Origin of the sequence: Roseibaca calidilacus (assembly GCF_001517585.1) — a bacterium.
Lineage (GTDB): Bacteria > Pseudomonadota > Alphaproteobacteria > Rhodobacterales > Rhodobacteraceae > Roseinatronobacter > Roseinatronobacter calidilacus.
On the sequence record NZ_FBYC01000004.1, the window covers coordinates 68,220 to 91,826 of the forward strand.

Consider the following 23,607-nt stretch of genomic DNA (forward strand, 5'->3'; position numbering starts at 1 on the left):
ACGGCGACGGTGTACATTTGGCCAGCGGGCAAACTCGTGCCATTGTAGCGCTGTTGCGCAGAATTCCATCACGAAACCACTGGTTCGTTCCGCCAGTTGATTGCGCGGGGCAATTGGACGAGGATAGCAGCCAGGCCTGCGTATTCAGACAGCCCCCAAGGGCCTGTCACACCCCTGAACAAGACGGAAACCCAAAAAATGCACTACACTTGGCGCTGGTTCGGCCCCGAAGACCCGGTTTCACTGGCGGATGCGCGACAAGCTGGCGCGAAGGGGATTGTCTCTGCGCTGCATCATGTGCCGAACGGCACGGTCTGGGCACCTGACGCGATTGCCGAACGGAAATCTCTGATCGAAGCGGCGGGATTGCAATGGTCCGTTGTTGAAAGCATTGCCGTTCCCGAAGCCATCAAACTGGGCAGCGGCGGCTGGCAAGGCCTTGCAGATGCTTGGGCGCAGTCCGCGATCAACCTTGCGCAGCAGGAGATTACGACCATCTGCTACAACTTCATGCCGGTCCTTGACTGGACCCGCACAAGGCTGCGTCACCGGCTGGCTGATGGCGCAGAATGCCTGCGCTTCGATCTGGTCGATCTGGCGGCGTTCGATGTTCATATCCTGCAACGCAGGAATGCGCGCTTCGCCTATGGCGCGACGCTTCTGGACCTTGCGGAAACGCGCGCCCGAACCCTTGATGAGGCCGCACGGAGCGAATTGATCAATACGATTCTTGCGGGCCTGCCCGGATCGGAAGAAAGCTACTCGCTCGACAGTTTCCGCGATCAGATTGCCCGCTATGACGGGGTTGGGGCCGATGGCTTGCGGCGCAACCTGTCGCAATTCCTGTCGCGGGTAATCCCTCAGGTTGCGCCACATGGTGTGAAACTGGCCCTGCACCCGGATGATCCGCCGCGCCCGATTTTCGGCCTGCCGCGCGTGGTCTCGTCAGCGCAGGATCTTCGCACGATCTGCGCCATGCATGACAACCTGGCCAATGGTCTGACATTCTGCGTCGGGTCGCTTGGGGTCAGAGAGGATAACGACCTGCCCGCCATGTTGCAGGAATTCGGGGCGCGCGTGCATTTTCTGCATCTGCGCAACACGCGGCGCGACCGAGTGTCATCGGAAGGCGCGCTTCAAAGGGACGAGATCGCCGGTGAAAGCTTTGAAGAAGCCGCGCATCTGGAAGGTGACGCCGATATGGCGCAGTTGGTATCGCTCATCGTGCACATGGAGCGGAACAGCGGTCGCACGCTGCCTTTCCGCCCGGATCATGGGCATGCTATGCTAAGCGATCTGAAACAGGGCTACCGCCCCGGATATCCGGCAATTGGCAGGTTGCGCGGCATGGCGGAAATCCGCGGGCTCGAACATGCGCTGCGTGGGCGCGCTGCGTCTGGCGAAGCTGCGGGCTGACAAAAGGCGCGACCTGCACCCGGTCTTTCCCCTGTGGCCTAGGCTAGGGTGGCCGATTTCGGTTGTCTGAAAACCTATATCCTAGATACCGCCCCTTGCCGCACTGTTTTCCCTCATCGCTTCGATGCCCGTAAACAGTCGGTTTCGGGCAATCGGCTTTCTAAGCGTTGCGTCCCCAATCGCACGGCGATGATCTGAAAACTCGTCCTGCTGGACCGATCCCGAGAGCAGAAGGATGGGGATTTTGGGACAGGCTTTGCGAAACGCGACAAGTTCGTCAACGCACTGATCAAGATCATCCGTTAGGTCGAGATCGAATATCAGAAAATCCCACTCTGGCGCGCAGGCGAGAACCGCTTTCAACATCGCATCTGCATCTTGTGTCTGGTAGGCGGAATAGCCCTGTTGCGCCAGATCCACCGCGATTTGCCGAGACTGATTGCCCGCGCTTGCAATCAGGGCAACGCAGGGAGGTGGATGTCCATCCTCGTTATCGGTGCATGCGGGCCATATTTTGCAATCCGGCAAATTGACGTCTTGTGTCAGCGTCGCCGTCTCGTGCGTTTTTGCAACGCCGGGTGACCTGCATAACCCAATCCCCAGCACACCCAAAAAAACTGCGAATTGAACCAGAATTGTTATAGGCACCGATTGAACAAGCGTATACCCAGACAGTAAGAAAACGGGCAGCACAATCAGCGCAGTGGGCCCGGTTAAAAGCACTGCGATGAATGCGAAATTTGGCCGCTTTTTTCCAGCCTCATGGTTTTTTGAAAAACCAGAGGTTGTGGTAGGTGCCAGATAGATCCGTTGGCTGTGCGGCATATGTGCCATGCCTGACAACTAGGAAGGGAATGCAATCGTTCAACAGAGGCACCGTTCCATAGTTTTCTGGCGTTTTATAAGGCTATGAGAAATCCTAGATATTTCATTTTCACAAATTCTTGAGGCGATGGCTGAACATATGCGTTTTATTATCATCATGGCGGAGAAAGCGTTATTCTTCGTGCCCGCCTGCGACCTGTTGCGCCGGGTGCATGTTGTGTGAATACCGGCATCATAACGATCGATTTCGCGGACCGTTTTGCCGGGTTTAGCGTAAAATAGGGTTCGACCACGCTTGTCGACCCGCAGCATCGATCACCGTTACCCGAAACCAATCGTGACCGGCCAACCGGCCAAGGTTTATGCAGCTACGGGTCATGGAATGACCGTGCATGGCCAGCGCCGCTGATCCTTTGCCTTGCAGGATTACCGACACCACGGCAGAGCTTTCGACCGTGACCGTGTCGCCCTCTAGCACGATATCGTGCAATTCCGGCCCTTGGCTGGAATAGTAATCCCCCGCCTTTAACGCGGCCAAAAGCGCCTCTGGCGTGTTTTCCGGCGCACGCACCATGACCCAACCGCCGAAATGGTCCGGTTCGGTGAAATGCGCATCATCGGTCGCGCAAAGCGACAGGGCGCGCCCTTCGGCCAAAAGTAGATCGGCAATTGCAAATCCATCGGGGCGCGCTGCCCCCATGGCGCAACCATGGTTATAGACCTCGACCGCATGGGCGGCCTGAATGCTGCGCGCATCGGCCAGTGTCATACCCGACCATTGCGGGTGGGCAATGGCCACGAAGGCCCCGGCATCGCGCGCGCGGGCGGCAATCTCTGGCCCGGTTTCCTGCCCGTCCACCGGTTTGAAATCGGGCGCATGGGCGGGTGCAAAATCGGCGGGCAGACCCACGGCAAGGATGTGCCACAACTCGCCATTTTCCATCGCGCCCGAATGCAGCTCTGCACCAAGGATGGTGGTGAAACCCGCGTCATGATAGCTGGTTGTGTCGACAATCGGATAGCCGTAGCAGCCCACGAAATGATCGGTCAGGGCGATGAAATCATAGCCTTCGGCCTTGTAACGGCGGCAGACCTCTGCCGGGTCCAAAACCCCGTCCGAGCGCGTGGAATGCGTGTGCAGATTGCCGCGCCAGAAGCGGCCGGGCAGGGTGAAGATGTTACGCATGTGCAGTGTCCTTTTCCAACTGGTCGATCAGCGCAGGCAGGTCGGCGACCGTGTCGATAACGTAATCGGCCCCTGCTGCGCGCAGGGCTGCCGTCGCGCGGGCGCGCAGAATGGCGATTTCCGCATCTGGCAGGGCGGCCAAATCCTCGGGTGTCAGCCCGACATGGTTGCCCGACAGCGCCACCCCAACTGTCACGCAGCCCGCCGCGACGCCCTCGGCAATGCCCGGTTCGGTATCGTCCACCTTGATGACGGCCTGGGGCGGGTAGACGGCCAGATCAATAAATGTCTGATACATCTGCAACGGGCCGGGGCGACCTTCGGGCAGGTCATCGGCGCAGACGCAATTGTCGGGCGCGTAGCCTTGCGCTGCCGCCAGTGGAAAGACCCGTTCCATGATTGACCGCGTATAGCCGGTGGTGGACCCTATTTTCAGGCCGCGCGCGCGCAAGTCAGCGGCTATTACGGCAGCCCCCGGCACCAGCGTGGCATAATCGGCGACGACCTTTTCGTTCATCGGCACGAAAACGGCATAAATGCGGTCGATATCGGCTTCGGTCGGTGCGGTCCCATGCAGCTTTTCCCATTGCGCGGCCATGCGCGGGGCCATCAGCATGGCCTTGATGTGGTCGCGCTTGGGTGCCCCCATGGGCGCGCGGGCCTCGGCAATCGTGGCATCCAGCCCGAAGCGTTTGAACGCTTCGACAAACACACCCATTGGCGCGAAAGATCCGAAATCGATCATCGTGCCGGCCCAGTCGAACACAACGGCTTTGAACTTGGTCATGCGACTTCTCCGGCGGCAAGGGCTGCGGGGGCAGGGCGGCAATCGCCCACGCCAAGGGCGGCCATGCTATCGGCCACGGCGGCGACCACGCGCGCCATGACGGCGCTGTCCATCTGCCCGATATGGCCCAGCCGAAAGCTGTCGACCGCTGTCAGCTTGCCGGGATAGATGATGAAGCCGCGCGCCTTCATCGCGTCATAAAACGCGTCAAACTCGAAGGCAGGGTCGGCGGGTGCGTGAAAGGTGGTGATGATGGGCGAGAGCCATTCATCGGCCAGCAACGTCGCAAAGCCAAGCCCCCGCATCCCAGCCACCAGCGTATCGCGGTTGGCGCAGTAGCGTGCATGACGGGCGGGGATGCCGCCTTCAGCCTCGTGCAAGCGCAGCGCCTCGGCAAAGGCTGCGATGGTGTGGGTCGGCGGCGTGTAGCGCCATTGGCCCGACCGTTCCAGTTCCGCCCATTGGGCATGAATATCCAGCGCCAGCGAATGCGCGTTGCCCTTGGCGGCTTCCAGCACCTCGCGCCGCGCCAGCACAAAGCCGAAACCCGGCACCCCTTCGATGCATTTGTTGGCCGATGACACGAGCGCATCGCAGGGGATTTCGGTGGTATCAAACGGTACACCGCCAAAGGCCGACATGGAATCGACCAGCAGACGGCGTCCGGCCCCGTCAACAGCTTGGGCGATTTCGGGCAACGGGTTCAGAATACCGCTGGAGGTTTCGCAGTGAATGGCCACGACATGCGTGATTGCGGGGTCATCGGCCAGAATGGCCGCGACCTCTGCCCCGCGCGGGGGGGCGAAATCGCCCTTGTCCAGCACCCGCACGGCACGCCCCATGACCCGCAAAGCCGTCGCCGCGCGTTGCCCGTAGGCACCATTGGCCAACACCAAGGCCACCCCGCCGCGCGGAATGAAACTGCCGAGCATTGCTTCCACCGCAAACGACCCCGACCCTTGCAGCGGCACGCAATCGAAGGCTGGGTCGCCCAGCAGGGCCACCAGACGTGCGCGGATATCGGCGGTCATGGCGCGAAAGTCACTGTCCCATGACCCGTGATCGCGCAGCATGGCCGCTTTCACAGCATAAGATGTCGTCAGCGGACCGGGGGTCAGCAGGTAGGGCTCGCCCATGCGGGGCGGTTCAAGTGAGGGCATGGTTGTCTTCTTACGTTACAGCTTCGGACCGGGTGAAATCGAATTCTTCGGCGAAATGGCAGGCCACGAAATGCGTGGGCGCGATTTCGCGCCATGCCGGGGCCTCTGCCGAACAGCGTGGCTTGGCAAAGGGGCAGCGCGTATGGAACCGGCACCCCGATGGCGCATTCATCGGGTTGGGGATTTCGCCGTCCAGCCGCACCGGGTTGAAGGGCAGATCGGGGTCTGCCAAGGGCACAGCGGATAGCAGCGCATGCGTGTAAGGATGGCGCGGGGTGAAGAACAGCGACCGCGTGGGCGCATATTCCACGAATTGCCCGACATACATCACCGCGACCCGGTCGCTGATCTGCGCCACGACCGACAGGTCATGCGCGATGAACAGGAACGCGACGCCCATTTCATCCTGCAAGTCTTTCAGCAGGTTCACGATTTCGGCCTGAATGGACACATCAAGCGCCGAGACGCTTTCGTCGCAGACCACGAAATCGGGGCGCGACACCAGCGCGCGGGCAATGCAGATACGCTGGCGCTGCCCGCCCGAAAAGGCGTGCGGAAAGCGGCGCAGATGTTCCAAATTCAGCTTGCAGCGCGCCGCGATCTCGCGCACGCGGGCGTCGATTTGTGCGCGCTCCCGCATCAGCCCACCCGCAATCAGCGGCTCTGCGATAATATCGCGGACGGTCATGCGCGGGTTCAGGCTGGAATAGGGGTCTTGGAAGACAAGGCTCATCCGGGGGCGGAAACTGCGCAGCGCCTCGCCCGACAGGTTGTGCAGGCTGACGCGGCCTTCGGGAAAGACCATTTGCAGATTGGGGCGCAGCTTTTGCAGGGTTGCATCATCGGCATGGGCCAAATCTACATCGCCCGTATCGGTGTGATAGATCACCTCGCCCCCGGTCGGGTCGATGGCGCGCAATATGGCGCGGCCCACGGTGGTTTTGCCCGACCCGGATTCGCCCACAAGCCCCACGGTTTCGCCCCGGCGAATGTCGAAGCTGACACCATCCACCGCGCGCAGGGTCTGCGTGGTCGAGGTCAGGAATTTCCGCTTGGTGACCGGAAACCCCACTTCAAGGTTGCGCACTTCGATCAGCGTGTCCATCGCGCGCCCTTTCATGCCGTTTGCGCCAGAGCGGGCGCGGCCAGATGGCAACGCACCGAGCGGCTGGCGCCGAACAGGGTTTCGGGGGGCGCGGTCACGTCGCACAGGCCCGGTTTCATCTCGGCGCAGCGGGTGTGAAAAGGGCAGCCCTTGGGCCGAGCCGAGGGGCTGGGTATGTCACCCGGCACGGGGTGCAAACGCCGCGACAGCCGGTCGAGCGACGGGATCGCCTGCAACAGCCCGCGCGTATAGGGGTGCTGCGGGTCTTTCAGCACATCGCGCACCGGCCCGCGCTCGACAATGGTGCCCAGATACATGACCGCCACATCCTGCGCGATTTGGGCAATCACGCCCAGATCATGCGTGATGAAGATCATGCTCATGCCCAACTCGCGTTGCAGGCCGCGCATCAGGTCCAGAACCTGCGCCTGAATGGTCACATCCAGCGCGGTCGTCGGCTCATCTGCGATCAGCAAGCGCGGGCTGGCCGACAGCGCCATGGCGATGACCGCGCGTTGGCGCATCCCGCCCGACAGCTCGAACGCGTATTGGTCCACGCGGGTGGCAGGGTCGGACAGGCCGACCTTTGCCAGCATTTCAATGGCCAACTCGCGCGCGGCGCGGCCCTTCAGCCCTTTGTGCAGGCGGATCGCCTCGCACATCTGGTTGCCGATGGTGTAGACCGGGCTGAAGCTGGCCATCGGTTCTTGAAAGATCATCCCGATTTCGCCCCCGCGCAGGGCACGCAAAGCGCGCGCATTGGGGGCAAGGTTTTCCACCTCGACCACGGCACCAGTGCGGTCCTGAAAGCGAATGCGCGTGTCGGGCGACAGCGTGGCCGACCCGGGCAAAAGCCGCATCAGCGCCTTGGTGGTCACGGATTTGCCAGAGCCGGATTCGCCCACCAGCCCCAGCGTGCGGCCTTCGGCCAGTGACAGTGACACGTCTTGCACCGGGGTGATCGGCCCTTCATCGGTGCGAAAGCTGACCGACAGGTTTTGCACGTCCAGCAGCATCAGCGCGCCTCCGAATAGGGGTCGGCGGCATCGCGCAGCCCATCGCCAATGACGGTAAAGGCCAGCACCGCCACCACGACAAACGCTGCCGGAATGAACAGCCACGGCGCCTGTTCGATCACCCGCACCGATTGCGCCTGTTGCAGCATCACGCCCCAGCTAACGGCAGGCGGGCGCAGGCCAAGCCCGACAAAGCTGAGCGCGGTTTCCGACAGGATCATATAGGGAAAGCTGATGACCAGATCGACGATGATGAAACTGGTAAAGCTGGGCAGCATATGCGTGCCAATGATGCGCCGGGGCCGCGCACCCGCCAGCCGGGCTGCGGTGACGTAATCCTCGCCCCGGATGGACAAAAGCTGGCTGCGGATACGCCGCGCCAAGGTCGGCCAGCCGACCGCGCCAAGAATGATGGTCATGGCGAAATAGACCTGCGCGCCGGACCATTCGCGCGGCATGGCCGCTGCAAGCCCCATGTAAAGCGGAATAACCGGGATCACGCGCACCACCTCGGTCACGCGCTGGATGGCGCTGTCGGTGAAGCCGCCGGCATATCCGGCAATTCCCCCAATCAGCAGCGCCAAGCTGAAAGAGATCAGCACCCCCAGCACCCCGATGGAAAGCGAGGTGCGCGTGGCATAGAGCGTGCGCGAAAACACGTCGCGCCCCAGATCGTCGGTGCCCCAAAGGTGCAGGCGCTCGCCCCCTTCCAGCCCGAACAGCCGGGTCTGAATGGGGATAACCCCCAGAAGCTGCGTCGGCTGGCCTTCGACAAAGAAATGAACATAACGGCGCACCTCGGGGTCGGGCACCGTGATCGACCGCAGCGTGACCGGGTCACGCTCTGTCCGCGATCCGGGCACGAATGGGCGCAGGCTGCACCCATTCTTGTCGCAGAATTGCGGCACTTGCGGCGCGCCATACATGTAACTGCCGTTGCGTTCGGTCGGGCCATAGGGCGCGAAGAATTCCGCGAACAGACCCAGCAAGATCATCAGCCCCAGAATGGCGCTGGCGACCATGGCCGCGCGATGGCGGCGAAAGCGCCACCAGATCAGTGTCCACTGGCTGGCGGAATAGTATTTCTCGCGGCGTTCGCGCTCGCGGCGCTCGGTCCGGGTTTCTTGCGGCATGTCGGTCATGGTCTAGCCCTCCAGCCGGATGCGCGGGTCCAGCCATGCCAGCAGCAGGTCCGAGACGAAATTCATCACCACGATGACCACGGTCAGCATCAGCAGGATTGCACCGGCCACGTTCATGTCCAGATCAAGGAAGGATTTCAGCAGCAGATCGCCCAGTTCGGTCAGCCCCAGAACGGCGGCGACAATGGGCAATTCGGAAAAGATGCGGTTCACGTCGAAGCCTATGGTCGAGACCACCGGGTTGATCGCCAGCCGCGCGGGGTATTTCACCATCAGCCGGGTTTCGGGCAGCCCGCGCGCGCGCGCCGCCATGACCGACAGCTTGCCCAATTCGTCCGACATCGTGGCGCGCACGGTCTGCAACTGGTAGGCAATGGCCGACCAGCCCAGTACCAGCGCCGGAATCCATAAATGTTTGACCAAGTCCCATAGCTTGGCAAAGGACCAAGGCGCATCCTTGTATTCGTCCGAAAACAGCCCGCCGATAGACGCCCCAAACCAGCGGTTTGCGAAATACAATAGCACCAGCGCCAGCAAGAAATTCGGCAGCGCAAGGCCAAGGTAGGAAAAGATCGTCAGCCCGTAATCGGCCCCTGACCCACGCCGGACGGCGGCATATAGCCCGATGGGAATGGCGATCAGATAGGTCAGAAGCAGCGTGACCATCAACAGGCCCATGGTCAGCCAGACCTTGTCGCCAATCACGATATTGACCGAGGTCAGAAAGGAATAGGCCTGTCCGAAATCGCCGCGCAGCACGATGCCGCCGATCCAGTCGGCATAGCGCACCAGCATCGGCGCGTCCAAGCCCAGTTCCACCCGGATGGCCTGAATATCAGCCGGGGTGACGGCCACGCCTGTGCCGGAAAATTTGCGAAAGGCGTAGCGGTCGGCATAGTCGCCCGGTGGCAATTCCATGATGAGAAACACCATGAAGGACACCATCAACAGTGTCAGCGCCATGCCCAGAAGGCGACGGATCAGGAAAACGGCCATGGAAACAGCCCCGGTCAGACAGGAAAACAGGGGCGCGCGGCATGGCGCGCGCCCCCAAGGTGCGGGGCCTTAGTTGGCCAGGAACCACTGCTGCGGACGATACGGATAGGTCCAGTAATAGTCGTAGGTCTTGGCTTTCAGGACCGGCACGTTTTGCAACAGGTTCGAATGCATGTAGGGTTCGGGAATGTCCCCCACGGTGCCGATGCGGATCATCTGGTCCAGATGGATTTCGACAATCTCTGACCCGATGGCATCCGATTCCGGCGTGCCCAGCGGGATTTGCGTCAGGCGTTCGGCCAGGTCCCACAGGCGCAGCACGTCTTCGGGCGGCTCGACTCCGGACGCGCCGTCGGTTTTCTTCCACTCGTCCCAGGCAATGCCGGGGCCGGGGTTGAAGAAATCGCCAAAGGGCGGGAAGGCAGAGCGCGGGTCCTGGCTGAAGGCCGGGGCGGACACGCCGTCATTCTTCCAGCTTAGGATATCGGCGTCATTGGCGTTGGCCGTGGCGCGATATTCATCAGACGATACTTCGCGCAGGTCCACGCGCACACCCACGGCACCCCAGTAGTCGCGCACCAATTCGTGCATCTGCACCGGGCCGCCTTGGCTGGCATAGGTCAGGCGCAGCACGAAAGGGCGACCATCGGGCAGCAGGCGCACGCCATCGGCGCCCATTTCCAGACCCATTTCGTCCAGCAGCGCATTGGCGCGCTCGACGTCATAGGCGGTGTTGCGGGTGACTTGTTCTTCGGTCACGAAACCCACGGTCACGGGTTCCACTGGCAGCGCATTGGCCGGACGGCCTTGGCCAAGGAACACAATCTCGTTGATCTCGTCGCGGTTCATGGCGTGCGACATGGCGACCGAGAAACGCGGATCGCCGAACACGTCGCGCAGGACCGGGTCTTTGTGGCCGCGGTTGAACGAATAATAGGTCATCGACCCTGGCGCGGGTGCCAGACCGACGGTGATATTCGCGTTTGCCTCGTTTTCCTTCAGGACCGGAAAGTCATCCAGGAACACGGCCTGCTGTTTCCAATGCACCTGACCGTCCAGCATGCGCAGCATGTTGACTTCGCGCTCTGGCACATAGGTCTCGGAAATCTCGTTGATATAGGGCAGTTGGTTGCCCGCCGTGTCGACCATGTGGAAATAGGGGTTGGCGACCAGACGGCGGCCTTCCGAATTGTCCTCGACCACGATATGCGATTCGAGCGTCGGCACCACGGCGCGGCCGATGGCATCGAGCTTGGTGGCATCGCGCAGCAGCGGGGTCGGGATGTCTTTCCAGTCGGACGGGCCGTAGAAGAAATTGACGGCGTCGCCTTCGGATTCGAACCCAAGCTCGGCCCGGCGGGCGGCGGCATCGGGGTTGTGCTTGTCCATGAACTGGCCAAGGAAATGCTTGGGCTGGAACGGCTGGCCGTAATCCACAGCAAAGCGGTTCAGCAGGCCCGGAACTGGCACGGGGAAGGTGAACTTGACGGTGGTTGCGTCCACGGCTTCGACCTGTGCGGGTTCACCGGCGAACAGCCAGCGACCGGGGGTTTCGGTGTAGACATTGGTGTTCAGGATCAGGTCTTCATACCAGAAAACAATGTCTTCAGCGGTGAAGGGCGTGCCATCGGACCATTTGTGATCGGCGCGCAGGTGGAAGGTCAGTTCGGTGAAGCTGTCATTCCAAGCCCATTCGCGCGCAACGTTGGGAACCAGCGTTTGCAGGTCGTCAGAATAGCGCACAAGGTTCACATGGCGCACCGACAACAGGTCCGAGGTGCCCGATTCGGTGGCGCGCGACGTGCCCATCAGCGTGCCGCCGTAATTGCCGATGGCGGTGTAGGGGGCAACGACCAGCGGTTCGGACGGCAGGCGCTCGGCCAGCGGCGGCAGATCGCCATTTCCCATGATCCGCGCATTCAGCGCTGCAATTTCGGGGTTTTCCGCCAGTTCCAGCGTGCAATTCGCGGCTTGCTGGAACTCGGCCAGCTCGAATTGCTGCGGGTAGGCAGAGGTTAGACCGCCCATATTGGCGGCGGTGACGGGGGGGCAATCGGCGGCAGCGGCCGCGCCCAGCAACAGCGCGCTGGCGCTGCCCAGAAGGGTAATTTTGAGGGAACGTGTCATGGCAGACTCCTGTGTCATGTGACAGCGCGGAGCCTGACAGTGCGACTTGACAGTTATGTAACAGATTGCCTTATCATAGCCTTTGGCTATAGTTTGCCCCGCGTCACGGAAGCGTCGTGGAAACGGCCACCCGTTCGGTCAAATCAAACAGTGCTTTGATGGTCGCCAGATCGCGTGCTTCTGACACACAAACAAGGTAGTGACCAACCGTCAGCACCTTGCCGCGCCCCGTCTGGATACGGATCGACCGCATCTTGCGATCCTCGCAAATTTCGCCGGCCATCACCACGCCAACCCCAATGCCCGCAGCCACTGCATCGCGCATCGATTCCCAAGACCCAAGGTCCAGCACGGTATTGAGCGCAGCCCCTTCCCGCACAGCATTGGCTTCCAAGGTGCGGCGGGTGCCAGACGTGACCTCGCGCTGGATCAAGGGCCAAGCCGACAGATCGCGCAGCGATATGCTGTCTTTCCCCGCCAGCGGATGGTCCGGCCCGGTCATCAGAACAAGCTCTTCGCGGCGCAGTTCCAGCATGTGCAGATCGGCCTCTGCCCCCGGCATCGTCACGAAAGCGGCATCCAGATTCCCCGCGCGCAATTTGTCCAGCAGGTCGAAAGACGCCATGCAGCGCGCTTCTATCTTAATGCCGCGAAACGAATCCATGAATGCGCCAAGCACATGCATGACGAATTGATGGGTCGAATACCCAACGCGCAGCCGCCCTTCGCGCAACCCGCGCAACCCGTCCAGTTCCGCCCCCAATTCGTCGGCCAAGGCCAGCAGGGTGCGCAGACGCGGCAGCAGGCGCTCGCACAGCTCTGTCGGAACGAAAAACTGACCTTGCCGGTCGAACAAACGGTGCCCATACCGGCTTTCAAGCGTGGCCAAATGCTTGCTGACCGAAGGCTGGGTGATTGCAAGCTCTCGGGCGGTCATATTCACACGCCGGGTCGCAGCCAGTGTTGCGATCACCCGTATCTGCGCGATGGTCAGATTTTGTTGCATATCGTCCACATGATGATGGTTTCGAAATACTAGCAACCAGCAGAATACACCACAGATCATGTGCAAGCTGTGACCATGCTTTCCGGTGCAAGCCATCTGTTCTGCGTATGCTCACATTTCCGCATGTCGTCGCGGAGCGCAACGCAATCTGCCAACCGCTGTTTGGCCGGTGAGCGCGCCCTCCAGAGAATTCTTGACAAATTACTATTGTAACTTCCCTTTCAGCCTCCTACGCGGCGGCCGAGTATTTTTGTCGGAAATGGAATGACAATGCGCACCACCCCCACCTGTCTTGCGGCTCTGAGCGGCGTTGCCGCGGCCTTTCTGTCCACCGCCGCGCTGGCAGAGGCGACAACCTATCCTCTGACGATCGAAAACTGCGGTCAGCAGGTGACTTTCGCCAAAGCGCCCGAACGTGCCGTGGCACTTGGCCATAACAGCGCCGAGATTCTGTTCCTCCTCGGGCTTGAGGACAAGATGGTTGGAACCGCCTTCTGGCCGAACAAGGTTCTGCCAGAGCTTGAGGCCGCCAATGCCAAGGTTGAGGTGCTGACGGTCGAGTTCCCCACGCTGGAAGCGATCCTTGCCAAACAGCCCGATTTCGTCCCGGCGATGCTGGTGACGCTGCTTGGCCCGGATAGCAAGGTGGCCAAGCGCGAAGATTTCGAGAAGCTGGGCATTCCGACCTATCTGTCGCCCAGCGCCTGCACCACGGTGACCGATACCGACAATACGACCGGCAGCAAGTCCACCAGCATTTACGGCCTGCGTGAAAACCTGTGGAACATGGAGCTTATGTATCAGGAAATCGACGATCTGGCGCGCATCTATGACGTGCAGGACCGGGGTCAGGCGCTGATCGCTGATCTGAAGGCGCGCGAGGCCAAACTCCGCGAGGAGTTCGCCCAGCGCGACGATCTGACCTTCCTGTTCTGGTTCTCGTCGCCTTCGCCGTCGGATGATGCCTATCTGGCGGGCGGCAACGGCCCGTCGGGCTACATCGCTGATCTGTTGGGCGGGTCGAACGCGCTCAAGACAGAGGCCGAATGGCCCGCATTGGGGTGGGAAGGCATCATGGCCTCGAACCCCACGGTGATTGTGGCCGCTCAGGTGGACCGCAAGCGCTGGGGTCTGGACGCGTCGCAGACCAAGATCGAATTCCTGACGACTGATCCGGCGGTCAACCAAATGGAAGCTGTCAAGGCCGGCCGCATCGCGGTGATGAGCGGGGCGTCCATGAACCCGTCGGTCCACACGCTTTTTGGTGCAGAGCAGTTGGCCGAGCAGCTGCGGATATTTGATCTGCCGTGACCGAATCTGACATAAACCAAGGCGGGGCAAGCAGGCTTGCCCTGTTCCTTGGGCTGGTCCTGATCCTGCTTGCCATCGCGGTTGCCTTTGCTGCCGCGATTGGCGATTACAGCATTGGCGTCGGCACGGTGTTTCTGGCTGTGACCAATGGCTTGGGCCTGACCACCGCCGACATCCCGCCGATCGAGCAAAGCGTGGTCTGGGACCTGCGGCTGAGCCGGTCCTTGGTGGCGGCCCTTGCGGGCGCGGGGCTGGCGATCTGCGGCGCGATCTTGCAGGCGCTGTTGCGCAATGCGCTGGCAGAGCCCTTTGTGCTGGGGGTCTCCGCCGGGGCCTCGACCGGGGCGGTGGCGGTGATCGTGCTGGGAATCGGGGCAGGCAGCCTGTCGCTGTCGATGGGGGCCTTTGCCGGGGCCTTTGCGGCCTTTGCGCTGGTGGCGCTGTTGTCGAACGGGGCAACCAGCGGGCCGAACCATACAATTCTTGCGGGGGTCGCCGCCTCGCAACTGTTCAATGCGCTGACCTCTTACATCGTCACCACATCGGGCAATGCCCAGCAGGCGCGGGATGTGATGTTCTGGCTTCTGGGCAGCTTTGGCGGCGTGCGCTGGCCGGATTTTCAGCTTCTGGTCGTGGTGGTGACCATTGGCCTTGTCATTTGCCTTTTCATGGCGCGGTCGCTGGATGCGTTCACCTTTGGTGACGAAGACGCGGCTTCGCTTGGCGTGCCGGTAGTGCGTATCCGGCTGATCCTGTTTGCGGTGACAGCGCTGATGACCGCCACCATCGTGAGCATGGTGGGCACCATCGGTTTCGTCGGTCTCGTTGTGCCGCACGCAGCGCGCTATGTGGTTGGCCCTTTGCATTTGCACCTTTTGCCTGCCTGCGCGGCGGTGGGGGCGGTGTTTCTGGTGCTGGCTGATATCGCGTCACGCGTGGTGGCCGAACAGCAGACTATTCCCATCGGCGTGGTGACTGCGCTTGTCGGCGTGCCCTTCTTCGCCATCATCCTTTACCGCGCAAGGCCGCAGACATGACCGTGATCGCGCAGAATCTGGTTTGGGGTGTGCGGCGCAAGACGATCGTCAATGACGTGTCACTCGACGTTGCCGAAGGCGAGACCCTTGGCCTGATCGGCCCCAACGGATCGGGCAAGTCCTCGCTGCTCAGGCTGTTGTCCGGGTTGAAGGCCCCGCAATCCGGGCGCGTCGAAATCCTTGGACAGGACATCGCCGGCATGTCGCGCAAGGTCATGGCGCGGCAGGTGGCCTTTGTTCAGCAAAACGCCACCACCGATACCATTGTTTCCGTCCGCGATGTGGTGCGACTGGGGCGGACGCCACATCGCTCTGCGCTGGCGGGCTGGACTGCCGCGGACGAGGCCGCGGTGTCAACCGCGCTGGGACCTTGTGGACATGGCGGACCTCCGCGCGCAGGCATGGCAGACCTTGTCGGGCGGCGAACGCCAGCGCGTTCATATCGCCCGCGCCCTTGCCCAAAGCCCGCGCGTGATGTTTCTGGACGAGCCGACAAACCATCTCGACATCCACCACCAGATCGAGATTTTGCGCATGGTGCGCAGGCTGGACCTGACCAGCATCATCGCCCTGCACGATCTGAACTTGGCTGCCATGTTCTGCGACCGGATCGTGGTGCTGCAAGCCGGGACGGTGGCCGCCTGTGGAACGCCTGCCGAGGTGCTGACACAGACATTGTTGCGAAAGGTCTTCCGGGTGGAGGCCGAAGTGAGCTTCGGGCCAGAGCCGGGACAGCCGCATATCCGGTTCAGTGGCGTGTAAACCATGCGCTCGGCCGATCCGCGTCTTGCAATGCTACCCGGTGACGAGACGCTCGGCATTCTTTTGCGCATTGCTGCAACCCTTGCTTTTGCCGTCATGGGGGTCTGCATCAAGGCGCTGGGGCCCGCCGTGCCCTTGGGGCAGGTCGTGTTCTTCCGATCCGCCTTTGCACTGATCCCGCTGATCGCTTTCTTGTGGTGGTCGGGCATCTTTCCTTCTGGTCTGACCACCACGCGTCCGCTTGGGCATATTTTCCGCTGCCTGATGGGCGCGGCGGCGATGTTCACCTCTTTCGCCACGATCCGCCTGTTGCCGCTGGCAGAGGCGACGATGCTGTCCTATCTCGCGCCCGCGCTGATGGCGCTTATGGGATGGGCGCTGCTGGGCGAACGTTTGGGACTGCGGCGCTTGGGCGGCGTGGCCATGGGGTTGGCGGGTGGTGTGGTCTTTGGCCTGCCGGCCTTGTCGGGCAACTTGCCGCACGGGTCTTTGTTGGGCGTCGCGCTGGGCGTGCTGACTGCGGTCCTGACAGCCGGGGCGCTGATTCAGGTCAGGCGGCTGACGATACTGGGGGAAGGGGCAGGCGCCATTGCCTTTTGGTTCGCCGTCGTTTCGGCGCTGGCCGGGGCTGCCACACTGCCGTTGGGCTGGGTGCAGCCGGATGGCTTGCAACTTGCCCTGCTTTTGGGGGCAGGGCTTGCGGGCGGGGTTGCTCATATCCTTATGACCCTGTCTTTCCGCCATGCCGAGGCCGCAGCACTCGCGCCTTTCGAGTATCTCTCGGTCCTCTGGGCCGTGGTTCTTGGGGTGATGATCTTCGCAGAATTGCCGGGCTGGTCATTCGTGATGGCCGCCCCGCTGATCCTGGGCGGCGCATTCGTTGCGTCACCCGTCGGGAAAAAGCGAAAGCCAAGATCGTCGCACAATCACTGATGCTTGGGCGGGCCGGTCTGCGGGAATGGTGTAAGCGTCTGGGCAATGCGGCCTGACCGCGAAAGACCAAGCGACCGACTGGGCGGACTGGGCCAGCATCGGGCCGTGCGAGGCCGGTGCTTGTGGGCAGCTTTCGCTGAAAGATGCCTGCGCGGTTCAGGAACCTTTGTGCGTGACAGCCGCGATGGACGTTGGAACCTGCCGCAGATCGGCGCGCAGCCGGGTGGGCAGATCCCCGCCAAGCGCGCTGTCCAACGCGGCATGTGTCGCGCGCCATGTCGACAGCGCCTCGTCCAGCCGGGCCACGCCATCGGCCGTGATCTGGACCAGACGACTACGGCGGTCGGCCTGATCCGCCATAACACGCACAAGGCCGCGACGCTCCAGCGGCTTTAGCGCCGCCGTCAGCGATGTCCGGTCCATGGCAAGGAATTGCGCCAAGGTGCCGATTGACGGTGGGTCTGGCCGGTTCAGCGCCATCAACAAAGAGAATTGCCCGTTATTCAGGCCGTGCGGGCGCAAGGCCGTGTCAAACAGCCGCGCCAGCGCGCGGGCCGCGCGCTGCGTGTGCAGGCACAGGCAGGTGGTGGCCACATGCATGACAATGTCGCGGTCTAGTGTCTTTGGGGTGGACTCTGGCATGATATGTTGATATCAACTATATTCAGATCGCGCAATGCGGCGAGATATCGCAAGGCAGGTTCGGCGGTTAGTCCCGTGCCCTTTCGGACGGCAAAGAATGGAAAGACGGCTATGTTAACTCCGCAATTCTACCTGTTTTTCAAGGGCGACTGCCTGCAAGCCATGACGCATTATGCCCAAACCCTCGGCGGCACCATAGAGGGGGTTTTCCTGAACAAGGACGCGGCATCGCCCGAAGAACGGATGCCGGGGGGCGACGATCTGGTGATGAACCTTGCATTGCGCCTTGGCGACACGCTGATGATGGCCTCGGACAATTCGGATGAGATGTATGAGCGCCCACAGGGCTTCCGCATCCAGCTAGAGACACCATCGGCCGCCGAATTCGACCGGGTTTATGCCGCGCTGTCCGAAAACGCGCGCGAGATTCCCATGCCGCCCGGTGAAACCTTCTGGGCCGAACGCTTCGCCATGTTCACTGACAGGTTCGGCACGCCTTGGATGCTGAACTTCACCGGGGCCAGATTGCCGGATGCGGTGACATAGCCAGCAAAGCCAAGCAGGAGACGTGACATGCACGATCTGGTTGTGACAACATGGGACTGGGTTCCAGACGGTCCGCGTGGCTTTGTGCGCGACCTGCGCCTGTGCTGGGCCTTGGAAGAGGCAGGATTGCCCTATCGCGTCGCAACCGTGCCGTTTGATCGGCGTGATCCGTCCCACTATGCCTACCAGCCTTTTGGGCAGGTGCCTTGGCTGACCGATGGCGATGTGTCGATCTTCGAAAGCGGTGCCGGGCTGCTGCATATCTCTCGTAAAAGCGAGACTTTGATGCCGAATGACCCGGCGGGCGCGGCTGAAACGCTGCAATGGGTTTTTGCCGCGCTCAATTCGATCGAAATGGTATCGGTGCCATGGTGGTTTTTGGAAATCACCGGGGCAAAGGAAAATGGTTTGACCGGCTGGTTGCAGGGCCGCCTGACCCATCTGGAAACCGTTCTGGAAAATCGCGACTGGCTTGCCGCTGGCCGATTCACGGTTGCGGATCTGCTGATGGCCGATGTTCTGCGGGTTGAGAAGATTCGGGCTTTCGGCACTCGACCAGCGACAGAATCCTACATTGAACGGGTCACATCACGCCCGGCCTTTCGCAAGGCACATGCCGATCAATTGGCGCATTTCGCCGCTGCCGATGCGCAGCGGGCGACATTTTCCTGAAGGAACGGACGCGCGATGATGGCAGATATGGCTTGCGCACCGCGGGTAACTTCGAAGGACACACGGACCAAGTTGCGCGCAGGGCCACTGCCAGAAGAAACGGCGCCCGCCCGTGTGCAGAACCGCGCCACCGCCGGACGGGAACAGGCCGCGATGATGCAGATGGGTAAGTTCGAAATAGCGGCGCTTGACGCTGCTTTTAACGCAAGCTGAAGGATGACAACATGACCTATGTCGATGGTTTGGTGGCCGCCGTGCCAACTGCCAATAAAGCAGCCTACATAACCCATGCGCAGAACGCCGCCGCGCTGTTCAAGGAATATGGGGCGCTGAGCGTTGTTGAATGTTGGGGCGATGATGTGCCCGAAGGCAAGGTAAATTCGCTTCATACCGCCGTGTTGCGCAAAGAGGACGAGACGGTCGTGTTTTCTTGGGTCACATGGCCGGACAAGGCCACGCGTGACGCAGGCTGGCAACAGTTGATGACTGATCCACGGATGCAGCCAGCCGCAAACCCCATGCCCTTCGATGGCAGCAGGCTGATCTATGGCGGCTTCGAGATGATCGTGGGCCCATGACGGGCCGCGACCGCATCAATGCCATCTGCAAGACATTTCCCGGCGCGGAATGGTCCGATCCGTGGGGCGGCGGCCATGACGCGTGGAAGGTCGGCGGCAAGATGTTTGCCTGCATGGGCGCTGTCATGCCGGGCGTGTCGGTCAAAACCGACAGCATAGAAACCGCCGAGATGCTTATAGAGATGGGTATGGGCGTGAAAGCCCCCTATTTTCACCGGTCATGGATAAATCTGCCATTCGACGCACCAGAGGATGACCTCAGGCACCGCCTGACATCCTCTTACAGGTTGGTTCGTGCGACATTGCCAAAGAAGCTTCAGGCAACTCTCGCGCCGTTTGAATGATGCTGCGGACAGATGGCGGGTTTTGGTGAAGGCGGCTTCTGCACATTGCCGGTGCCGATCACCGACAGCCAAAAGACAGCCACATCTTAGATTTGCAGGTAAAGCGACAGCGCGCTTAAGCTAGGCCAGCGCCAGATCTGCGTTTCATGCTTGTGCAGCTATCCTCGGGTTGGGGGGGGGGCGAAGTGCCACGAGGCCAGACACCGCAGCGTTTAACCCACGGAAAACCCACAAGCACGAAGCGCCGCCGCGCTTTGTATCAGCGCGGCCTCGAAGGCCGCCACGGCATCTGGATCGCGCGGGTCTTGCCAGACCGCGAAATCGTAATGCTCTTCGGCTACGGGTAAAAATCCAAGCCCCTGCGTTTCGGCCACGGGTTGGATCGCCATGCCCCAATCAGCGCGCCCTTGCGCGACGGCTGCGGCCACCGCGTTATGCGAGGCGGGCTGGTTCCAATAGCCCGCAGGCCGCGCGCCATTCAGCAGCCTGTCTAGCAGCACCCGCGTGCCCGAGCCTTGGTTGCGCCCGACCATCAGCGCGTCGGGGTCGGCCAGAAGGGCGGCCAGAGCGCCTGCCGGATCGCGGCCCTCAAAGCGCGCGTCGCCGGGTCGGTAGACCAACCCCTGCATGCGCCGCCAGCCTTGGATCAGGCGCATGCCATCCAGCAGGAACGGGCGGTTATAGACCCCACTATCTGCCTGCATCAGGTGGATTGGCGCGATATCGCAATCGCGCCGCCGCAGTGCCGACAGCCCCCCTTGAGACCCTGTGGCAAGAATGCGTGCGCTGATCCCTTGATCTGCAAGACACCCCATTACCGCATCCAGCCCAATGCAATGGCTACCAATAATGGCCAGACGCGGCGGTGTGATTGTCGCGCCGAACAGCGTGACCTCTGCCGGGTTCCCCGGTGCCAGGCTTTCGGCCAAGGCAGGCACGGTCACAAAGCCATCGGCCTGCGCAAAGGCCGTAACTGCGCCAGAGCCTTTGGCGACCGGGTGCGCGACCAATCCCACTGGCCCCTTTGTCAGGGCCACCATTGCGAATTCCGTGCGCCCCAGTTCCGAGGTCAGGCGTTGCGGCACCGTGGCCGCCACCCGCGCGGCCCCTTTCGGCGGCAGGCCCGCCAGCACGCGGAGCGCCGGTGCGACCAGTTCGTGAAAGGTGAACATCGCAGAAGTTGGAAAGCCCGGCAGAACCACAACGGGTTTGCCCTCGCAGACCGCCAGACAAAGCGGCTTTCCGGGTTTCAGCGCCACGCCATGTGCCACGATTCCCGGCGCACCCAGTTCCGCAATCAGCGTTGTCGTCAGATCGCCCGCCCCTTTCGACGTGCCACCCGACAGGATCACGGCGTCATGGGCGCTATGTGCCGCGCGTATTGCGCAGCGCAGCGCCTCTGCGTCATCGGCGATTGCGCCCAGCCGCAGCGCTTCGCAGCCCGCTTCCGCGACGGCGGCGGCAATCACCGGCCCGTTCGAATCGTAAATGCCCGCAGGTCGCAAGGGTTGGCCCGGCTGCACCAATTCGTCGCCTGTGGACAGGACCGCGACGCGCGGTTTTCGCCAGACCGGCGCACGGTCTAGCCCCACTGCGGCCAGCATCGCGATTTCACGCGCCGAAATGACCATGCCCTTGCGCAAAAGCGTCTGCCCGCAGGCGATATCGGACCCGGCAAAGCCGATATGCGCGCCGGGTGCGACCGCGCGGGCGACCGCAATGCCGTTACCTTCCGGATCAGTATGCTCGATCATCACCACAGCATCGGCACCGCGCGGGATGGGACCGCCAGTCGCGATGGCTGTGGCCGTGCCGGGGGCCACTTGCAGCGAAGGAGCACTGCCGCAGGCAATGACCTCTGGATTCAGCCGCAGATGCACAGGGTTTGCGGCAGAAGAATCGAACAGGTCTGCGGCGCGCACCGCAAAGCCATCAACCGTGGCACGGTCGAAGGGTGGCGCATCGACCGTGGCGGCAATATCGCTGGCCAATACCCTGCCAACCAGCGCGTCAAGCGCGACATCCTCTACACCCAAGGGCGCGGGAGCGAGCGCCTTCCAAAACGCGGCTTCGGCGGCATCGCGTGACAAGACTGTCAAGAACTGGCTTTGCGGCGCGGGCGCGATCAACTCTGTCATGGGTATCCGATGGGTTGCTCAAGCGGGGTTGCGGAAAGTGCTGTGTTTGCCGCGCAACCTTCGCTTTCGGGGGGCAGGACGGTGAAGGCATAAGCCCTTGCAAGGCCCGTCAGTGTCAGCAGCCCTGCCGGGTAAGGGTGCCACGCGCCATTCTCCTCGCCAAGCAGAACCAGTTCGGACAACCCGACGGTGGAACTGATTTTGCGCGCCAAGGGCCGGGTTTCGGCGCGTAGTCGGGCCCCCGATAAACGCGCCAAGATTGGCAGGACCAGCGCCAAACACGCCGCGACCAGCCCGTCAAAGCGCGCGGGCAGGTCCACCACCAGCCCTGCATCCTTGCGCGAAAGCCACGCCGTTTCTGCTGGTGACAAAGCCAGCCGATGGGTGTGGTCCTTGGTCATGCGCAGGGTCATATCGGGGCGCGTATCGCATAGCTCCGCGCCCAAGCCTGTTAACCATGCGCGCAGGAATGCGCGCTGTGGCGCGGCATCCATCTTCAGTGCAACGCGCGGGCGTCTTATTGGTAGGCAATCCATGCCCGCCAGATGTGCCGCCATGATATGGCGTGGCGACACGCGCGTGCCTGCTTGCGCCAGCCTATCGCCTGCGCGCCCGTCATGCCCTGCAAGGCGCGCGCCTTCCCCGGGATTGATGGGGCGAATGGCGTCTACCATCGCCCCCCAGCGTTCCAACCCTTCCTCTGGCAAGATCGCATCCGCGCCTTGGGGCAGCACCTGCCCCGGCACAAATTGCGTCGTGCAGGTCAGCGGCACGGGCGCGCCGGGGCTTGCGCCAACAAGGTCCAGCGCGCTAACCGCGAAGCCTGCGCGCAACGCTTCTGACCGGGCTGGTATATCCTGCGGCAAGACCATGTCTTCGGCCAGAAAACACCCCATGGCAGCCTCTGGCGCCACCAGAACCGGCGACACCGGACCTAGCCCATCCAGCGCATCAGATAGGCAGCTTGCAAAGGGTATCAGACTATTCATGCCGTTGATTTAGTCGCGCCGAGGCACTTGACCATGGCCGCGCGCGCGTAAATGCGCGGCCATGGTCATGGCTACTTATTGCGCGTTGGGGAAGAACAACTGTTCCCCACCGACCTGAAAGCTGGCAATGGCGCTTTGGCCTGCTTCCGAAATGATCCAGTCGATGAAGGCTTGGCCAGCTTCTGCCTTCACATGCGGATGACGCTCGGGGTTCACAAGGATGATGCCATAAGGGTTGAACAGCACCGGGTCGCCCTCGAAGCTGATCGTCAACGGCCCACGGTTCTGGAAGGACAGCCATGTGCCGCGATCTGTCAGCGCATAGGCGGGTACTTGGGCCGCAGTGTTCAGCGTTGCGCCCATGCCCGATCCGGTGGAGAGGTACCACTCGCCCGCAGGTTCCACATCGGCCGCCGCCCAGAGGTTCTTCTCGGCCACATGCGTGCCGCTATCATCGCCGCGCGAGGCGAAGGGCGCTTCTGCCCCTGCAATCGCGGCCATGGCGGCGGTCGCATCTGCGGCATCTGCCAGCCCGGCCGGGTCTTCAGAGGGGCCGACAATGACGAAATCATTGTACATCACGTCAAAACGCTGCACGCCATAGCCCTCTGCCACGAACGCCTCTTCTTGCGCGCGGGCATGGACGAAGACCACATCAGCATCGCCGCGGCGGCCGGTTTCCAGCGCTTGGCCCGTGCCTTGCGAGATGACTCGGACTTCTATACCGGTTTCTTCCTGAAACATGGGCAGGATATGCCCGAACAGCCCCGAATTTTCGGTCGAGGTGGTCGAGGCCACGGTGATGAATTCTTGCGCGCTGGCGGGCAAGGCTGCGATCAGCGCAAGCCCGGATACGGCGGACAAGATGAAACGGCGGGTATGGGTCATG

General features: G+C 62.0%; 22 protein-coding genes and 1 pseudogene. 9 read left to right on the forward strand and 14 right to left on the reverse strand.

The annotated features are described in order from the left end of the window. Positions 1 to 198: 198 nt before the first annotated feature. Positions 199 to 1,416, forward strand: coding sequence for a mannonate dehydratase (gene uxuA / locus AWT76_RS03800; protein WP_072245058.1), 1,218 nt, complete (start codon positions 199 to 201; stop codon positions 1,414 to 1,416). An 81-nt stretch (positions 1,417 to 1,497) separates the two neighbouring features. Here uxuA and AWT76_RS03805 read toward each other — a convergent pair whose 3' ends face one another. The 10 genes from AWT76_RS03805 to AWT76_RS03850 form a co-directional block, all read right to left on the reverse strand. Beyond that, entirely contained in the window at positions 1,498 to 2,250 is a 753-nt protein-coding gene (locus AWT76_RS03805; protein WP_141655870.1) for a hypothetical protein, read from the reverse strand. 259 nt (positions 2,251 to 2,509) lie between these two features. After that, a complete protein-coding gene (locus tag AWT76_RS03810) occupies positions 2,510 to 3,427 on the reverse strand; it encodes a PHP domain-containing protein (protein ID WP_072245061.1) in 918 nt (305 codons plus the stop codon). After that, positions 3,420 to 4,214 carry a phosphonoacetaldehyde hydrolase gene (phnX, locus tag AWT76_RS03815; protein ID WP_072245064.1) on the reverse strand — a complete coding sequence of 265 codons (795 nt, stop codon included), beginning with the start codon at positions 4,212 to 4,214 and terminating at the stop codon, positions 3,420 to 3,422. Before phnX ends, AWT76_RS03810 begins: the two co-directional genes overlap by 8 nt. Next, the gene (locus AWT76_RS03820) at positions 4,211 to 5,374 is read right to left on the reverse strand and encodes a 2-aminoethylphosphonate--pyruvate transaminase (RefSeq protein WP_072245066.1); all 1,164 of its coding nucleotides are present in this window, start codon (positions 5,372 to 5,374) and stop codon (positions 4,211 to 4,213) included. Before AWT76_RS03820 ends, phnX begins: the two co-directional genes overlap by 4 nt. Before the next feature lie 10 nt (positions 5,375 to 5,384). Next, positions 5,385 to 6,494 carry an ABC transporter ATP-binding protein gene (locus tag AWT76_RS03825; RefSeq protein WP_245638765.1) on the reverse strand — a complete coding sequence of 370 codons (1,110 nt, stop codon included), beginning with the start codon at positions 6,492 to 6,494 and terminating at the stop codon, positions 5,385 to 5,387. Beyond that, the gene (locus AWT76_RS03830) at positions 6,491 to 7,495 is read right to left on the reverse strand and encodes an ABC transporter ATP-binding protein (RefSeq protein ID WP_245638766.1); all 1,005 of its coding nucleotides are present in this window, start codon (positions 7,493 to 7,495) and stop codon (positions 6,491 to 6,493) included. The genes AWT76_RS03825 and AWT76_RS03830 overlap by 4 nt, the downstream gene beginning before the upstream one ends. Beyond that, a complete protein-coding gene (locus tag AWT76_RS03835; protein ID WP_072245069.1) occupies positions 7,495 to 8,637 on the reverse strand; it encodes an ABC transporter permease in 1,143 nt (380 codons plus the stop codon). Before AWT76_RS03835 ends, AWT76_RS03830 begins: the two co-directional genes overlap by 1 nt. Positions 8,638 to 8,640: 3 nt before the next feature. After that, complete coding sequence (locus AWT76_RS03840; RefSeq protein WP_245638767.1) at positions 8,641 to 9,633, reverse strand: ABC transporter permease; 993 nt, start codon at positions 9,631 to 9,633, stop codon at positions 8,641 to 8,643. A 69-nt stretch (positions 9,634 to 9,702) separates the two neighbouring features. Further along, the gene (locus AWT76_RS03845; protein WP_072245071.1) at positions 9,703 to 11,760 is read right to left on the reverse strand and encodes an ABC transporter substrate-binding protein; all 2,058 of its coding nucleotides are present in this window, start codon (positions 11,758 to 11,760) and stop codon (positions 9,703 to 9,705) included. A 103-nt stretch (positions 11,761 to 11,863) separates the two neighbouring features. Further along, complete coding sequence (locus AWT76_RS03850) at positions 11,864 to 12,766, reverse strand: LysR substrate-binding domain-containing protein (protein WP_176699330.1); 903 nt, start codon at positions 12,764 to 12,766, stop codon at positions 11,864 to 11,866. Positions 12,767 to 13,036: 270 nt separating this feature from the next. Between AWT76_RS03850 and AWT76_RS03855 the strand changes: the two genes are divergently transcribed. The 4 genes and pseudogenes from AWT76_RS03855 to AWT76_RS03870 all read left to right on the forward strand — a co-directional run bounded on the left by AWT76_RS03855 (position 13,037) and on the right by AWT76_RS03870 (position 16,809). Beyond that, positions 13,037 to 14,077, forward strand: a complete 1,041-nt coding sequence (locus AWT76_RS03855; protein ID WP_072245074.1) for an ABC transporter substrate-binding protein — start codon at positions 13,037 to 13,039, stop codon at positions 14,075 to 14,077. Continuing rightward, positions 14,074 to 15,114 carry a FecCD family ABC transporter permease gene (locus tag AWT76_RS03860; protein ID WP_082700091.1) on the forward strand — a complete coding sequence of 347 codons (1,041 nt, stop codon included), beginning with the start codon at positions 14,074 to 14,076 and terminating at the stop codon, positions 15,112 to 15,114. Before AWT76_RS03855 ends, AWT76_RS03860 begins: the two co-directional genes overlap by 4 nt. Next, positions 15,111 to 15,876: pseudogene (locus AWT76_RS03865) on the forward strand (ABC transporter ATP-binding protein). Before AWT76_RS03860 ends, AWT76_RS03865 begins: the two are co-directional and overlap by 4 nt. A gap of 3 nt (positions 15,877 to 15,879) precedes the next feature. Further along, positions 15,880 to 16,809, forward strand: coding sequence for a DMT family transporter (locus AWT76_RS03870; protein ID WP_072245076.1), 930 nt, complete (start codon positions 15,880 to 15,882; stop codon positions 16,807 to 16,809). 156 nt (positions 16,810 to 16,965) lie between these two features. Here AWT76_RS03870 and AWT76_RS03875 read toward each other — a convergent pair whose 3' ends face one another. Beyond that, positions 16,966 to 17,451, reverse strand: a complete 486-nt coding sequence (locus AWT76_RS03875; protein ID WP_082700092.1) for a MarR family winged helix-turn-helix transcriptional regulator — start codon at positions 17,449 to 17,451, stop codon at positions 16,966 to 16,968. Positions 17,452 to 17,562: 111 nt separating this feature from the next. Between AWT76_RS03875 and AWT76_RS03880 the strand changes: the two genes are divergently transcribed. The 4 genes from AWT76_RS03880 (at position 17,563) to AWT76_RS03900 (ending at position 19,591) form a co-directional block, all read left to right on the forward strand. Beyond that, entirely contained in the window at positions 17,563 to 17,997 is a 435-nt protein-coding gene (locus tag AWT76_RS03880) for a VOC family protein (protein WP_072245079.1), read from the forward strand. A gap of 27 nt (positions 17,998 to 18,024) precedes the next feature. Continuing rightward, positions 18,025 to 18,669 (forward strand): glutathione S-transferase family protein, encoded by a 645-nt coding sequence (locus AWT76_RS03885; protein ID WP_072245081.1) that lies wholly within the window; start codon positions 18,025 to 18,027, stop codon positions 18,667 to 18,669. A 224-nt stretch (positions 18,670 to 18,893) separates the two neighbouring features. Next, a complete protein-coding gene (locus AWT76_RS03895) occupies positions 18,894 to 19,247 on the forward strand; it encodes a DUF1428 domain-containing protein (RefSeq protein ID WP_072245086.1) in 354 nt (117 codons plus the stop codon). Continuing rightward, positions 19,244 to 19,591 carry an MmcQ/YjbR family DNA-binding protein gene (locus AWT76_RS03900; RefSeq protein ID WP_072245089.1) on the forward strand — a complete coding sequence of 116 codons (348 nt, stop codon included), beginning with the start codon at positions 19,244 to 19,246 and terminating at the stop codon, positions 19,589 to 19,591. Before AWT76_RS03895 ends, AWT76_RS03900 begins: the two co-directional genes overlap by 4 nt. Positions 19,592 to 19,803: 212 nt before the next feature. Here AWT76_RS03900 and AWT76_RS03905 read toward each other — a convergent pair whose 3' ends face one another. From AWT76_RS03905 to AWT76_RS03915, 3 genes are all read right to left on the reverse strand, one after another. Further along, positions 19,804 to 21,729, reverse strand: coding sequence for a molybdopterin biosynthesis protein (locus tag AWT76_RS03905; protein ID WP_072245092.1), 1,926 nt, complete (start codon positions 21,727 to 21,729; stop codon positions 19,804 to 19,806). Next, positions 21,726 to 22,718, reverse strand: coding sequence for a MoeA family protein (locus tag AWT76_RS03910; RefSeq protein ID WP_072245094.1), 993 nt, complete (start codon positions 22,716 to 22,718; stop codon positions 21,726 to 21,728). Before AWT76_RS03910 ends, AWT76_RS03905 begins: the two co-directional genes overlap by 4 nt. A gap of 75 nt (positions 22,719 to 22,793) precedes the next feature. Then, entirely contained in the window at positions 22,794 to 23,606 is an 813-nt protein-coding gene (locus AWT76_RS03915; RefSeq protein ID WP_072245096.1) for an ABC transporter substrate-binding protein, read from the reverse strand. Position 23,607 lies beyond the last annotated feature (1 nt).